Consider the following 14,778-nt stretch of genomic DNA (forward strand, 5'->3'; position numbering starts at 1 on the left):
TTCATGCCTTCGTTGCCGATGTCATCCAAACGGCCAAGGAATGGGCTTACATAAGTTGCTCCTGCTCTTGCAGCAAGGAGTGCCTGGGTTGCTGAGAAAATGAGGGTCACATTGGTTTTAATGTTTTCTGCACTTAAGATTTTTACTGCTTTTAACCCTTCCATAGTCATAGGGATTTTAATAACGATGTTTTTATGGATTTTAGCCAGTTCTCTTGCTTCTTTTACCATGCCTTCTGCTTCAAGGCTGATGACTTCTGCACTGATTGGACCATCAACAATGGTTGTAATTTCTTTTACCACTTCGATAAAATCTCTTCCTTCCTTGGCTATAAGAGAAGGATTCGTGGTTACGCCACAGATAACTCCCATATCATTGGCTTTTCTGATTTCTTCCACATTGGCAGTGTCAATAAATATTTTCATTTTTGTCTCCCCTTTATTTTTAGTTTAATTTTGACCATAGTAAGCATTTTTGCCATGCTTTCTTAAATGTTTTAAGAAACATCTATCCGATAAAGCTTTAATTCTAAAACTAATTACTTTGATCTACTTTTTAAATTGGTTTTAAAAAGTTACACTTATTATTATATTTGCAAATGTAAAAAATGTCAAACAATATTGCTGTAATGTATAATAAAAAATATACTCCCCCTGCAGTAAACAGTTTCATCATTCAAACTGTCTGCCACAAAGGGAGTATCTCATATGCTCAATAAATTACGAATTTATTTTTGCATCGCCAAAATTAAAGCATGTTCCTGATCTAGTTTTCGCATGTCACGCCATACATAAATTCCTGTTATAATAACTGAGATAAAGTCTGATACAGGTGCCGACATCCATACTCCTGTAAGACCAAAAATCGGCGGTAAAATAATGAGTAGCGGTATAAGAAGTGTAACTTGTCTCAGCAAACTCAAAAACATTGATATTTTAGCTTTACCTATAGCCTGGAAATAGTTAGCGCTTACAATCTGAAACCCTATAATAGGCATCATGGCTAAATAAATTCGAATTCCATGAGTACCAATTCTGATTAATTCAGAATCATTATTAAAAATCCGTATAATTGCTTGTGGAAATACCTGTACAGATATAAATCCTATTAATGAAATTACAGTAGCTGCACCCACTGCTAATTTCATTGCATGCTTCACACGGTCATATTGTTTGGCTCCATAATTATAGCCAATAATAGGCTGTGCTCCTTGGTTAATTCCAAAAATAGGCATAAAGAAAATCGTAACTGCACTTGAAATAATACTCATGGCACCTATGGCCAAATCTCCACCATAAATTTTTAAAGCATTATTTGATAAAAGTTGAACCACACTGGCTGCAAGCTGCATAGCAAAAGGCGACATGCCAATAGAAAAAATTCCAATAATAATCTCTTTTGAAAGTTTCATATTTTTTTTGTGAAGCTTTAAAATGCTTCTCTTGCTATTAAAATAAGACAATACATATATCGTATTGGCCAGCTGTCCTATGACTGTAGCATAAGCAGCTCCTTTTACACCCATATCAAACACAAAGATAAATATGGGGTCTAAAACAGTATTAATAATTGCGCCAAGCAGCATTGTTAACATTGCAGCCTTTGGATTTCCCTCAGCCCGTATAATATTGTTGAGTCCAAAACCTAAAGCATTGAAAATTGTTCCGTATAAAATAATGATAATATAATCTTTAGCATATCCGATTGTATCTGGACTGGCTCCAAAAATCAGAAGTAATGGATCTATGAAGATAAGCCCAAAAAAAGTAATTGCTAAAGAAACGATTACAAGAAGGATAAAAGCATTTCCTAAAATATGTTCAGCTTCATCCTGTCTTTTTTCACCCAATCGAATAGAAATCAAAGAAGTACTGCCAATTCCTACGAGCATCCCAAATGCCATAATGATCGTCATGATAGGAAAAACAACACCTATTCCCGTAATTGCAAAAGCATCTACACCTTGCCCAATAAAAATTCTGTCTACAATATTGTACAAAGCATTTACCAGCATTCCCACAATAGCAGGAATAGAAAATTTTAAAAGTAAAGTTCCAATACGTTCACTTCTTAATTGCTCTTGTCTGTCTTCCATTAAATCTTTCCTCCCTCTCATAATATCGATGAATATTGTTTGTCATTGCTTCCATGAGTTCTTCTGCTTTCTTGCAATCCTCCATTGAAAAGTCAGATAGCAAAATCTCTGTCCAGCTTTTTAATATGTTTTTAATATCGTCTTCAATATCTTTTGCCTTCTGAGTTAAAAATATAAGCTGGGCCCTATGGTCTTCTGAATCAGTTTTTCTATATACATATCCTTCTTCCTCAAGTCGCTTGATCGCCCTGGCAGTTGTCCCTTTATCTATATCCAGAAATTCTGCCATGTCTTCCTGGCGAATTCCATCCTTATGATAGAGGATGTTCAGAAAGATAAACTGGCCGCTTCCTATCCCGTACGGCTCCAATCTTTTATTGATATAACACTGGCCTTGCCGATAAATAATTGAAATATACTTACCAATTAATCTGCTATGTTCCATAATTCTTCTCCTTAAAAATAGTTGCATCGACAACTATAACACAGCTTAAGTTAGTTGTCAACGCAACTATTTTTACAAAAATTCTTCATAGTTTTGTCTTTCTTTGTTTACAATTCAATTTTTATATCATAATATTAAAGTACCAAACTTTATATTAGATTAAAGTAACAATTTTTTACTTGTTTTTCTCATGAAGTATAAGTATATTAAATAGATGTACGTCGTCGATTCTTAGTTGATCGCGCAAGGGAGTATAACTATGGTTATAAGTAAAAGTGGACAAAGACAATACTCTAATCGGATTATTGAAATTGATTTTCTTAGAGGCATCGCTCTGATTCTTATGATGTTATTCCACTTTCTATATGACTTGCAGGAATTTTATAACATCCCCATACCTTACTGGAATAACTTTTGGTATTATGAAGGGAAGACATCTGCTATTCTTTTTATGTTTTTAGCAGGTATAAGCTGTACTTTAAGCAAAAATAACTTGATAAGAGGTTGTAAAATTTTTCTTATAGGAATGCTTTTAACCATTGGATCTTATATATTTATGCCAGGCGAATATATTCGGTTTGGCATTCTTCATCTTCTCGGTTTAAGCATGATTATATTTCATTTCATTAAAAAAATCCCTCATGTATGGTCCGGTGCTTTGGCTTTAATAATTATTATTTTAGGTAATATGATGAATCACATCACTATAAATACATGGATTCTTATTCCTTTAGGACTCATACACGGCGATTTTGTCTCAATGGATTACTACCCCCTTTTCCCTTGGTTTGGAGTTTTCTTAATTGGAACCATAATCGGAAAAGTTGTATATAAGGATAAAAAAAGTATTTTTCATATAAAAAGAAATAGAGGATTTATTAATTTTATGGGCAGGCATTCTCTCTTTATTTATCTGATTCATCAACCCATATTCTTATCCTTACTGTATGTGATTTTTCATTTCATATTAAAAGACAGATAAAATCTTTTAAGCTTTACTTGAAAGGATTAATACCATGAATAATAATTTTTTTGAAGGATTAGAAGCTTTAGGATTTAGCAATCTAAATGATTTAAAAATATTCGAAGAAAAACAAGAATCTCAAGATAAAAATATGGTAATAAAAAAAGAACTGACAGAAGCAGACTGCCTTTATGACAAAACATATACTTGCCCTGTCTGCTCTTTAAACTTTAAAGCAAGAACTGTAAAATCAGGCAAAGCACGGCTCATCTCTACAGATACGGATTTTAAGCCCCATTATTCGATCATTAACCCTGTTAAGTATGATGTTATTTTATGTCCTTATTGCGGATATGCAGTATTAACTCAGTTTTTTCATAGTCTCCGGGCTACACAAATAGAGTGGATTAGAAATCAGATTTCGTCTGCGTTTAAAGCAAAGCAATACCCGGACATATATACCACTGAAATTGCCATTGAGAGATATAAGCTGGCTTTACTCAATGCAATCGTAAAAAAAGCAAAAGTAAGCGAGAAAGCATATATCTGTTTAAAAATAGCGTGGCTTTACAGAGATTTAGAAGATCAGGATAATGAAAAGCGTTTTTTAGAGCAAGCACTGAAAGGCTTTCTTGAAGCTTTTGAAAAAGAACGCTTTCCGGTTTGCGGCATGAATGAACATACTTTAAGATATTTAATGGGAGATCTTTTCAGACGAACTGGAGATACAGAAAATGCTCTTAAGTGGCTCAGTGATGTACTTGTATCAAGAAATGCACCAGCCCGATTAAAGGATAGAGCCAGGAACTTAAAAGATTTAATCCGAGCATCTCAGCAAAAAGATTATAAAGATACGGAACAGACATAATCACTAAATAATCCTGTAACTTTTGAAAGAAGTCCTTGAGCAGATAGAAATTAAAAATCTAAAAATACCTCCTGAGCAGATTCTGGTCATTTTTATGATCTGCTTAAGAGGTATCATATCATTCATCCATATTCACGTTCCTCTGTATGAAGTGAATTCATTCACACCTGAAATTCGCCTCAATTTCTACATATTGATCAATTTACAACTTACTTAAGCATAAATCCTTCCGTTGAAGGCGACCCTTCCCAAATATATCCATCAGAACGATGATACATTCTTTCTACAGAACCATCTGTTTTTACATATTTTATAACAAAAACCTGGCCTGTTTCTATCAGCATGGGATAATTTTCATAGGGTAAAACCTCACCTGTTTTCTTATTATTTTTAAAATCATCGTAGGCATTTTCCAAACGCCAAAATTCTCGGTAATCATATCCCTTAAATTCACTTATATCCTGCTTTCCAAAATAGCTTCCCTTGTACTTTTTACCATTGATGAAAAATGTATCTACTCTCTCCGGCTCAACAACCTTTGTTATCCAAATTAAATTCTCTGAAAAAATAGCATCTCCATAACGTTTTTTCAATTGATTTGCCATGCAGGGAACGGACTGAGTAGTAAATTCCATCCCATCAAATTCTGTATGGGCTGCGCCGTAAATTCCCATAATGTTAACATCCTTTAGTTTGTCAAACTCTCGGATGAAATTCTCTACCATTTTATTTTCCCGATAAACAAAGTCCTCGTCTTTGTAAAAAGTTTTTCCCTGTTCGATTACTTCTAATGTCAATTTGTATTTTTCTGTATCTTTCATATCATTTTCTTCAAGATACTTTAAAAATCGTTGTCCAATCGTATCGAATCCATGTCCTACATCAGTTCCGTGGAAAATCGTTTCCGGACATTGCTTTTTAATCTTTTGATAAAATTCTTTGACGCATTCTTTATAACTGGGTGTCCCTGCCCAACTTTCATAGATCTCATTTAAAATGTCATCGTTATCTGCCTTCATCCAAAGGTTTAAAAACTCTGCAGTATAGCAAGGCATTTCAATAAATAAATGTCTCATATTGTCTTCATGATAATACTTACTCCACAGTTCAAATTCTTTATTCAGTATTTTCTCATTCCCATGATATTCCCCATATAAGTAAATTTTACCCGTTGGTTGTTTTAAAGGCACTTCTGCATTTGCAAAGACAAGACTGTTAAAGCAAATAACTAAAGCTAACACCATGGATGTAACAATAAGTTTAAATAATCTCTTTTCTTTCATCATTTCACCTCATTGATTACATAGTTATTTTGCTGGATCATCTTCCGTAAATCCGAAAAATTTCCATTATGTCCGCTATATTAGCACATTCAGGAACTATTTTCAATACTATACATCAAATTCTTTGAATTTTTTTACTTTTTTCTGCTATTTGCAGAATTTTTTTGATGGCCTGTGTTTCGTAATTCAAAAAAAGTTCCCTACATAATTGTAGAGAACTTTTTAAAATTCTTCTGTAATAACATCTTCAATAGCTTTTCCCGGAGGTACCATTGGAAGAACTTTATTGTCTATATCCACATGACAATCCAAAAGTACGGGTCCCCTTAAACTCAAGGCTTCATTCAGAGCCCTTTCCAGTTCTTCTTTGGTTGTAATTTTATAACCTTTAGCGCCATAGGCTTCTGCCAGTTTTACAAAATCCGGACCTCTATCTAATGTAGTTGCAGAATATCTGCCTCCGTAAAACATCGTTTGCCACTGACGAACCATACCAAGGGTTCCATTATTAATAACAACAATGATTAATGGTATATTATAGGCGGTGATAGTAGCCAATTCATTGCAATTCATTCTGAAGCTTCCGTCCCCTGCAATATGAATCACCTGCTGATCCGGCATTCCAAGCTGTGCTCCTATGGCTGCACCTGTACCATATCCCATGGTTCCAAGTCCTCCTGAAGAAATAAAGGTACGTGGTTTTACAAACTTATAATATTGAGCAGTCCACATTTGATGCTGTCCTACTTCCGTAGTAACAATCGCATCTCCCTGAGTCTTCTCGTAAATCTTTTCTATAATATATTGGGGTCTTAAAGTATCATCCTGAGGATAAGTTACAGGATACTCATTCATGAGTTCTTCGATTTTTTTATTCCATCCATTAGGGTTTTTATTTTCCAGTCTTTCATTAAGGATTTTTAAAACTTCTTTTACATCACCAATGATGCAATGATGGGTTTTTATATTTTTATTGATTTCTGCCGGATCAATATCTATATGGATAACCTGAGCATTAGGAGCAAATCTTTCTATATTGCTTACAACTCTGTCACTAAAACGAGCTCCTATAGCAATGAGCAGATCACATTCTGTGGCTGCGGTATTGGATGCTTTCGTTCCATGCATACCAATCATTCCTGTATACAATTTATGGTTTGCAGGAAATGCCCCCTGTCCCATCAGGCTGCAGCTCACCGGTGCACTAAGCTTTTCTACAAATTGAAGCAGTTCCTCTGTTGCATCAGCACGGATGATCCCGCCCCCTGCATACACAAATGGCTTTTCCGATTCATTAATGATCTTAATAGCTTCTTCAATATCTTTTTCCTTTATATATTCTGTATATACAGGAATTGATTTTGGTTCCTGATAATGATAGTCTGCTTTTGCTGCAGTCACATCTTTTGGAATATCTATCAAAACTGGTCCCGGACGTCCTTCTTTTGCAATGTAAAATGCTCTTCTTATTGTATCCGCTAAGTCTTTCACATCTTTTACAATAAAATTATGCTTTGTAATCGGCATGGTAATCCCACAAATATCAACTTCCTGGAAACTGTCTTTCCCCAATAAAGAAACTGGTACATTCCCTGTAATCGCCACCATAGGAACAGAATCCATATATGCTGTTGCGATCCCAGTAACCAAATTGGTCGCTCCAGGACCTGACGTCGCAATACATACTCCTACTTTGCCAGTTGCTCTTGCATACCCGTCCGCTGCATGGGCTGCCCCTTGCTCATGAGCGGTTAAAATATGTCTGATCTCATGCTGATGCTTATACAATTCATCATAGATGTTTAGAACAGAACCTCCTGGATATCCAAAAATCGTATCCACACCCTGCTCTTTTAAACATTCTATTAAGATTTGCGATCCTGTAAGTTGCATAAGTCTCCTCCTTCTTTAGAATTATAGGGATCGCTGTGGGAAGAGCGACCCCTACTTCATTAATACTTTAATACTCCTCCTGTACTTGCAGACGAAACCAATTTTGCATATCTTGCAAGATAACCGGTTTTGATTTTTGGTTCTGGAGGTATCCAGTTTTCTTTTCTTCTTTGAAGTTCTTCATCAGATACTTCTAACTCTATGTTTCCGTTGATCATATCTATGGAAATAATGTCTCCTTCTTTTACGAAAGCTATTGGGCCGCCTTCAGCTGCTTCAGGAGATACGTGCCCTATAGAAGCCCCTCTTGTCGCACCACTGAATCTTCCATCTGTAATCAGAGCAACATCTTTATCAAGGCCCATACCAGCCAGTGAAGAGGTAGGTGTAAGCATTTCCCTCATGCCCGGACCTCCTTTAGGGCCTTCGTAGCGGATCACAACGACATCTCCCTTATTGATTTTTCCGGCAAATATTGCTGCGGTAGCTTCTTCTTCGGAATCAAACACCCTGGCTGGTCCCTTATGCTGCAGCATTTCTTCTGCAACAGCAGAACGTTTTACAACACATCCGTCAGGAGCTAAATTACCCTTTAATACGGCAATACCTCCTGTTGGACTGTAAGGATTATCAATCGGTCGGATAATATTGGGGTTTTTATTCACTGCTGAAGCAATATTTTCTCCCACAGTTTTCCCTGTTACTGTGATTAAAGATAAGTTTAATAAATCCTTTTTAGACAATTCCTTCATTACAGCCTGAACACCGCCTGCTTCATATAGATCCACAATGAAATTATGACCTGCAGGAGCCAGTTTGCACAGATTTGGTGTTCTCGCACTAATTTCATTAGCAATTTCTAAATTCAGTTCAACACCTGCTTCATAGGCAATAGCCGGAAGATGAAGCATACTGTTGGTACTGCAACCCAGAGCCATATCTACTGTCAGAGCATTGTAAAATGCTTCTTTGGTCATAATATCCCTTGGCTTTATATCCTTTTCTAAAAGTTTCATTACGGTCATACCAGCTTGTTTAGCCAGGCGGATGCGTTCTGAATATACTGCAGGAATTGTTCCGTTTCCCGGCAATCCCATGCCCAATACTTCCGTTAAGCAGTTCATGCTGTTAGCCGTAAACATACCGGAACAGGAACCACAGCTTTGGCAAGCAGATTCTTCACACTTAAGGAGTTCTTCTTCCGTCATTTTACCCGCTTTAACCGCACCTACAGCTTCAAATACATCTGTTAAGCTCATTCTCTTTCCTTCCACATTTCCTGGAAGCATTGGCCCTCCGCTGACTACGACGGTAGGAATATTGAGTCTGGCTGCTGCCATAAGCATTCCCGGGACAATCTTATCACAGTTGGGGATCATCACTAAGGCGTCAAAACCATGGGCCATTGCCATCGTTTCAATAGAATCGGCAATAAGTTCTCTTGATACAAGGGAATAGTGCATTCCTATATGCCCCATGGCAATACCATCACATACCCCGATTACCGGAAATTCTATAGGGGTGCCTCCGCCCATTCGCACGCCTGCTTTTACAGCCTCTGCAATGGTATCCAGATGGATATGTCCTGGAATTATTTCATTCTGTGCATTCACTATACCAATCAAAGGTTGATTGATTTCTTCATCTGTATAACCCATCGCTTTAAACAAAGACCGATGGGGTGCTCTTTCCAGTCCCTTCTTGGCACGATCGCTTCTCATATATCCACCCCTTAGTTATAAATTGGCTCTCCGTGGCTATTTGCATAAACTTGGAATGCTTCAAGCAGTTTCTTTGTAATAGGTCCTGCTACACCATCCCCAATCACTCTGCCATCCACCTGAGTTACAGCAATAGCTTCTGCGGCTGTTCCCGTTAAGAAACATTCATCTGCATTGTATACATTAAATAATGTAAATTCTTTTTCATAAACTTCGATACCCATTTCTTTTGCCAGGTCTATGACTGTTCTTCTTGTAATTCCGTCTAATATACCTACATGAATAGGAGGCGTATAAATCACACCATCTTTTACAATGAAAATATTGTCTCCTGTACATTCTGCTACGATTCCATCATGATTAAGCATGATAGCTTCAGGCACTCCGGCACGGTTAGCTTCTATTTTTGCCAAAATATTATTTAAATAATTTAAAGATTTTACCTGAGGATCAACAATGGTTGCCTTATTTCTGCGCTGAGCAGCAGTAATCACTGGCATTCCTTTTTCGTACATTTCCGGAGGATACAAGGTGATCGTAGAAGCTATGCAGAATACTGTAGGTTTTGGGCATTTTGTAGGACTAAGCCCTAAATCTCCTGTTCCCCTGGTTACAACCAATCGGATATATGCATCCCTTAAATTGTTTCTTCTGCAGGTTTCAAGTAAAACTTCTTTCATTTCATCTTTGGTCATAGGAATCTCTAACATAATAGCTTTTGCAGCTGCATAAATTCTGTCGATATGTTCCTTGCACTTAAAAATTCGCCCATTGTAAGCGCGAATACCTTCAAATACGCCGTCTCCATATAATACCCCATGGTCAAATACGGATATTTTTGCTTCTGATTTCTTTACATATTCTCCATCTAAATAAATGATTAATTCATCGGACATTTTAATTCCTCCCTGTTTTTATCCATCGCCTCTGTAAAGGTGGGAATTGATTATATTTTAAAGTGCATTAATGATCAATTGACCCATTTCTCTCGTTCCAACCAGTTTCATTCCGTCGCTCATGATGTCTCCTGTGCGATAGTTTTGCTCTAATACTTTGGTTACTGCTTCCTCAACGCAAGCTGCCTCTTTTTCCAAATTGAAGGAATAACGAAGCATCATAGCTGCTGATAGAATGGTCGCTATTGGGTTTGCTTTATCCTGTCCTGCAATATCAGGCGCTGAGCCATGTATCGGTTCATACATTCCAAGGGTTCCTTCTCCTAAGCTGGCAGAAGGCAGCATACCTATGGAACCTGTGATCATGCTGGCTTCATCGGATAAAATATCCCCAAACATATTGCTTGTAATAATCACGTCAAATTGTCTTGGATTTCTTACCAGCTGCATGGCAGCATTGTCTACATACATATGATTAAGCTCAACTTCCGGATAATCTTTTGCAACTTTTTCCACTACGGATCTCCAAAGTCTTGAAGATTCCAAGATATTTGCTTTATCCACACTGGTTACTTTTTTATTTCTTTTCATTGCAGATTCAAAACCTACTCTGGCAATGCGTTCTACTTCATGAACAGAATAAGTTTCTGTATCGTAAGCTTCTTCTCCAAATTTCCCAGTTCTTCTTCCTCTTTCACCAAAATAAATACCACCAGTTAATTCGCGAACTACCAAAATATCCAGCCCGTCTCCTATAATTTCAGGCTTTAGAGGACAAGCATCCTTTAATGCTTTGTGAAGCAAAGCTGGTCGAAGGTTTGCAAAAAGGCCTAATTCTCCTCTAAGTCCTAAAAGGGCTTTTTCAGGTCTTCTGTCTCCGGGAAGATTATCCCATTTTGGTCCTCCCACAGCCCCAAGCAATACAGAATCACTTTTTTTACAAATGTCTATGGTTTCTTGCGGAAGAGGTTCGCCTGTTGCATCGATTGCTGCCCCTCCTGCCAATACTTCTGTAAAATGAAATGTGTGTCCGAACTTTTCTCCAATTCTGTTTAATACCAATACGGTTTGCTCTATAATATCTGGACCAATTCCGTCTCCAGGAATAGTAGCTATATTAAAATTCATAATCTTCGCCTCCGTTTCTAATTTTAAATGTATTTCTTTAATCCGAACTATTTTATAAATTCGAGTCGCTTTTTAGCGACTCGATAACTGATTATGCCAAGTCTTTTTTAATATAATTAATCAAGCCTTCTGCAGCGATAATTTTTTGCATGAATTCAGGGAATGCCTGAGCCTGATAAGTCTCATTCTTTGTTAAATTGGTGATCGTACCTGTACTGAAATCAATTTCCACTTCATCGCCCGCATCGATTCCTTTTACAGCTTCTTCACATTCCAAAATCGGAAGCCCTATGTTAATGGCATTGCGATAAAAGATTCTTGCAAAGGTACTTGCAATAACGCAGGACACTCCTGAAGCTTTAATCGCAATAGGGGCATGCTCTCTTGAAGACCCGCAGCCAAAGTTTTTATCGGCAACGATAATGTCTCCTTTTTGTACTTTTTGAGCAAAGGTACTGTCTATATCTTCCATACAGTGTTTCGCTAATTCTTGTGGATCAGATGTGTTTAAATAACGCGCTGGAATAATTACATCTGTATCTACGTTATCTCCGTACTTAAATATTCTTCCTCGTGCTTTCATTGATATGTCCTCCTTTTACGCAATCTCTTCCGGATTAGTGATTTTACCTGTCAGTGCGGATGCAGCTGCCACTGCAGGACTTGCTAAGTAAACTTCGGACTCTGGATGTCCCATACGGCCTACAAAGTTTCTGTTAGTCGTCGCAATAGCCCTTTCGCCTTTAGCAAGTATTCCCATGTGTCCTCCAAGACAAGGTCCACAGGTAGGCGTACTGAATACTGCACCAGCTTCAACGAAATCTTTAACCAATCCTTCTTCTAAAGCTTGAAGATAAATATTTTGTGTTCCTGGGAATACAATTACACGAACGCCTTTTGCCACTTTCTTTCCTCTTAAAATACTTGCAGCAATTCTTAAATCTTCCATACGTCCGTTGGTACAAGACCCGATAACCACTTGATCTATTTTGACATCTCCTACTTCATCAATGGTACGAGTATTCTCTGGAAGATGCGGGAATGCTACAGTCGGACGAATGGTACTAAGGTCTATTTCGTATACCGCATCATATTCTGCATCTTCGTCTGCTTCATAAATTGTATATTCTTTTGTAGAATGCGCTTTGACATATTCCAATGTTTTTTCATCTACAGGGAAAATACCATTTTTGGCTCCGGCTTCAATCGCCATATTCGCCATGGTAAAGCGATCATCCATAGAAAGATTTTTGATACCATCTCCAACAAATTCCATAGATTTATATAATGCACCATCTACGCCAATCATGCCGATAATGTGGAGAATTACATCTTTACCGCTTACCCATTTTTGCAATTTTCCTTTAAGAACAAATTTAAGCGCAGAAGGTACTTTAAACCATGCTTTACCTGTTGCCATACCCGCTGCCATGTCTGTGCTTCCGATCCCTGTTGAGAAAGCTCCAAGTGCTCCATACGTACAGGTATGGGAATCTGCACCGATCACTACATCTCCAGGTACAACTAAACCTTTTTCTGGGATAAGAGCATGCTCTATTCCCATTTCTCCTACTTCAAAATAGTTTTCTATTTCCGTATCACGGGCAAATTCTCGGATGAATTTGCATTGTTCTGCCGCTTTTATGTCTTTGTTCGGTGTAAAATGGTCGGGTACAATTGCCACTTTTGCTTTATCGAATACTTGATCTACTCCAATTTTTTTAAATTCCTTTACAGCAACCGGTGTGGTTACGTCATTTCCAAGTACCAGGTCTAAACGTGCCTCGATCAGTTGGCCTGCTACTACACTTTCAAGACCTGCGTGGGCAGCCAATATTTTCTGAGTCATTGTCATTCCCATTGTATCATCTCCTCTGTCATAAATATGGTTTAAATTTCTTTTCAATATCTTTAATAAGTTTATACTCAATGGAATCTACCAGCGCAATCCAGCTGGCTTCAATAATATCTGTGGATACGCCTACAGTCGTCCAAATGTCCTCTCCATCGGTAGATTCAATCAATACTCTAACCTTTGCAGCAGTAGCTTCTTTGGTATCTAATACCCTTACCTTATAATCTGTAAGATGAACGTCTTTAAGATTAGGATAAAATACTTCTAATGCTTTTCTTAAAGCTTTATCTAAAGCATTAACTGGACCATCGCCCTCTGCTGCAGTGATTTCAGCTTTACCATCAACTTTAACTTTAACCATAGCTGAAGAGCTGAAATCTTCATTTCCTGCAGGATGTTCGCCGATAATCTTGAAGTGATCTAATTCAAAGAATGGTCTATATTTTCCGAGTTGTTTACGAATGATGAGTTCGAAGGTACTTTCTGCCCCTTCAAATTGATATCCCAAATGTTCTAATTCTTTTAACCGGTCAATAATCAGCTTTGTTTCTGGTGAATCCTTCGTAACGTCAGGATTAACCTTCTGTATTTTAGATAAGATTGTGCTTCTGCCTGCAACTTCCGACATCAAAAATCTTCTTTCATTTCCAACCAGTTCAGGATTAACATGTTCAAAGGAATGACTGGCCTTAGAAACCCCGTCAATGTGCATACCACCTTTATGTGCAAATGCACTCTTGCCAACATAAGGCATACTATCACTTAAAGTAACATTGGCAATTTCTGCTATTCTTCTTGCGGTTTGAGTAAGATTGACCATCTGTTCCTGGGGTACGCATTCAAGTTTTTTCTTAAGTTGAAGATTTCCTATAACAGTGGAGAGATTAACATTACCACATCGCTCTCCAAATCCTATAAAAGTTCCTTGAACATGAGTAGCTCCGGCTTTTACTGCCATGATCGCATTGGCAACTGCCATACCTCCGTCATTATGAGGATGGATTCCAACAGGTACTTTAAAAGTTTCCACTACTTTTTTGGTAATTTCATAGACTTCATCAGGAAATGCGCCGCCATTGGTTTCACAAAGAACAATACAATCTGCTCCGCCTTCCACTGCAGCAGCCAGTGCTGCCATCGCATAATCCGGATTAGCTTTATATCCGTCAAAGAAATGTTCTGCATCAAAGATCACTTCTTTGCCTTTTTCTTTGAAGAATCTTAAGGTTTCTTTAATCATCTCCAAATTTTCTTCCAAAGATGTTTTAATAATATCCGTCACATGAAAATCCCAGCTTTTCCCGAATATCACAACAACCGGCGTATCTGCAGTAAGCAGTGACTGGACATTGCTATCTTCTTCAACAGATATACCTCTTCTTCTTGTACTTCCAAAAGCCGCTATTTTTGCATTCTTCAAATGAATCTTTTTAACTCTATCAAAAAACTCCAAATCTTTAGGATTTGAGCCGGGGTTGCCTGCTTCAATATAGGCAACTCCAAACTCATCCAGCGTCTTTACAATTTTTAATTTATCTTCTACAGAAAAGGAAATTCCTTCTGCCTGAGCACCATCTCTTAATGTAGAATCAAAAATAGTGATTTTATTCGCCATTCGCTTCATTCTCCC

Annotated in this window: 13 protein-coding genes; 2 read left to right on the forward strand and 11 right to left on the reverse strand. The window is 37.5% G+C overall.

Annotation, left to right across the window (positions count from 1 at the left end; all coding sequences use genetic code 11):
• The 3 genes from JOD07_RS01935 to JOD07_RS01945 form a co-directional block, all read right to left on the reverse strand.
• Positions 1 to 425 (reverse strand): transaldolase family protein (locus JOD07_RS01935; protein ID WP_204611813.1); only part of this gene is annotated, 425 nt, incomplete at its 3' end.
• A gap of 302 nt (positions 426 to 727) precedes the next feature.
• Positions 728 to 2,095 carry an MATE family efflux transporter gene (locus JOD07_RS01940; protein ID WP_158740263.1) on the reverse strand — a complete coding sequence of 456 codons (1,368 nt, stop codon included), beginning with the start codon at positions 2,093 to 2,095 and terminating at the stop codon, positions 728 to 730.
• Positions 2,064 to 2,540 (reverse strand): MarR family winged helix-turn-helix transcriptional regulator, encoded by a 477-nt coding sequence (locus JOD07_RS01945; protein ID WP_158740262.1) that lies wholly within the window; start codon positions 2,538 to 2,540, stop codon positions 2,064 to 2,066. Before JOD07_RS01945 ends, JOD07_RS01940 begins: the two co-directional genes overlap by 32 nt.
• Positions 2,541 to 2,799: 259 nt before the next feature.
• On the opposite strand from JOD07_RS01945, the gene JOD07_RS01950 reads away from it, so the two are divergent.
• Positions 2,800 to 3,522: a heparan-alpha-glucosaminide N-acetyltransferase gene (locus JOD07_RS01950; RefSeq protein ID WP_158740261.1), complete on the forward strand. Its 723-nt coding sequence runs from the start codon at positions 2,800 to 2,802 to the stop codon at positions 3,520 to 3,522.
• Between the two features lie 34 nt (positions 3,523 to 3,556).
• Positions 3,557 to 4,372, forward strand: a complete 816-nt coding sequence (locus JOD07_RS01955) for a DUF2225 domain-containing protein (protein WP_204611815.1) — start codon at positions 3,557 to 3,559, stop codon at positions 4,370 to 4,372.
• A gap of 209 nt (positions 4,373 to 4,581) precedes the next feature.
• Here JOD07_RS01955 and JOD07_RS01960 read toward each other — a convergent pair whose 3' ends face one another.
• The 8 genes from JOD07_RS01960 to cimA form a co-directional block, all read right to left on the reverse strand.
• Positions 4,582 to 5,655 (reverse strand): hypothetical protein, encoded by a 1,074-nt coding sequence (locus tag JOD07_RS01960; protein WP_158740259.1) that lies wholly within the window; start codon positions 5,653 to 5,655, stop codon positions 4,582 to 4,584.
• Positions 5,656 to 5,877: 222 nt separating this feature from the next.
• Entirely contained in the window at positions 5,878 to 7,548 is a 1,671-nt protein-coding gene (gene ilvB, locus JOD07_RS01965; RefSeq protein WP_158740258.1) for a biosynthetic-type acetolactate synthase large subunit, read from the reverse strand.
• 59 nt (positions 7,549 to 7,607) lie between these two features.
• Entirely contained in the window at positions 7,608 to 9,269 is a 1,662-nt protein-coding gene (gene ilvD, locus JOD07_RS01970; RefSeq protein ID WP_158740257.1) for a dihydroxy-acid dehydratase, read from the reverse strand.
• Between the two features lie 11 nt (positions 9,270 to 9,280).
• Positions 9,281 to 10,165: a branched-chain-amino-acid transaminase gene (gene ilvE / locus JOD07_RS01975; protein WP_204611817.1), complete on the reverse strand. Its 885-nt coding sequence runs from the start codon at positions 10,163 to 10,165 to the stop codon at positions 9,281 to 9,283.
• 57 nt (positions 10,166 to 10,222) lie between these two features.
• A complete protein-coding gene (leuB, locus tag JOD07_RS01980; protein ID WP_158740255.1) occupies positions 10,223 to 11,293 on the reverse strand; it encodes a 3-isopropylmalate dehydrogenase in 1,071 nt (356 codons plus the stop codon).
• 91 nt (positions 11,294 to 11,384) lie between these two features.
• A complete protein-coding gene (gene leuD, locus JOD07_RS01985; RefSeq protein ID WP_158740254.1) occupies positions 11,385 to 11,876 on the reverse strand; it encodes a 3-isopropylmalate dehydratase small subunit in 492 nt (163 codons plus the stop codon).
• A gap of 15 nt (positions 11,877 to 11,891) precedes the next feature.
• Entirely contained in the window at positions 11,892 to 13,154 is a 1,263-nt protein-coding gene (leuC, locus tag JOD07_RS01990; protein ID WP_158740253.1) for a 3-isopropylmalate dehydratase large subunit, read from the reverse strand.
• Positions 13,155 to 13,170: 16 nt separating this feature from the next.
• A complete protein-coding gene (gene cimA, locus JOD07_RS01995; protein WP_330576556.1) occupies positions 13,171 to 14,772 on the reverse strand; it encodes a citramalate synthase in 1,602 nt (533 codons plus the stop codon).
• Positions 14,773 to 14,778: the final 6 nt, after the last annotated feature.

This window comes from Defluviitalea raffinosedens (genome assembly GCF_016908775.1).
In the GTDB taxonomy this organism is placed as follows: domain Bacteria; phylum Bacillota; class Clostridia; order Lachnospirales; family Defluviitaleaceae; genus Defluviitalea; species Defluviitalea raffinosedens.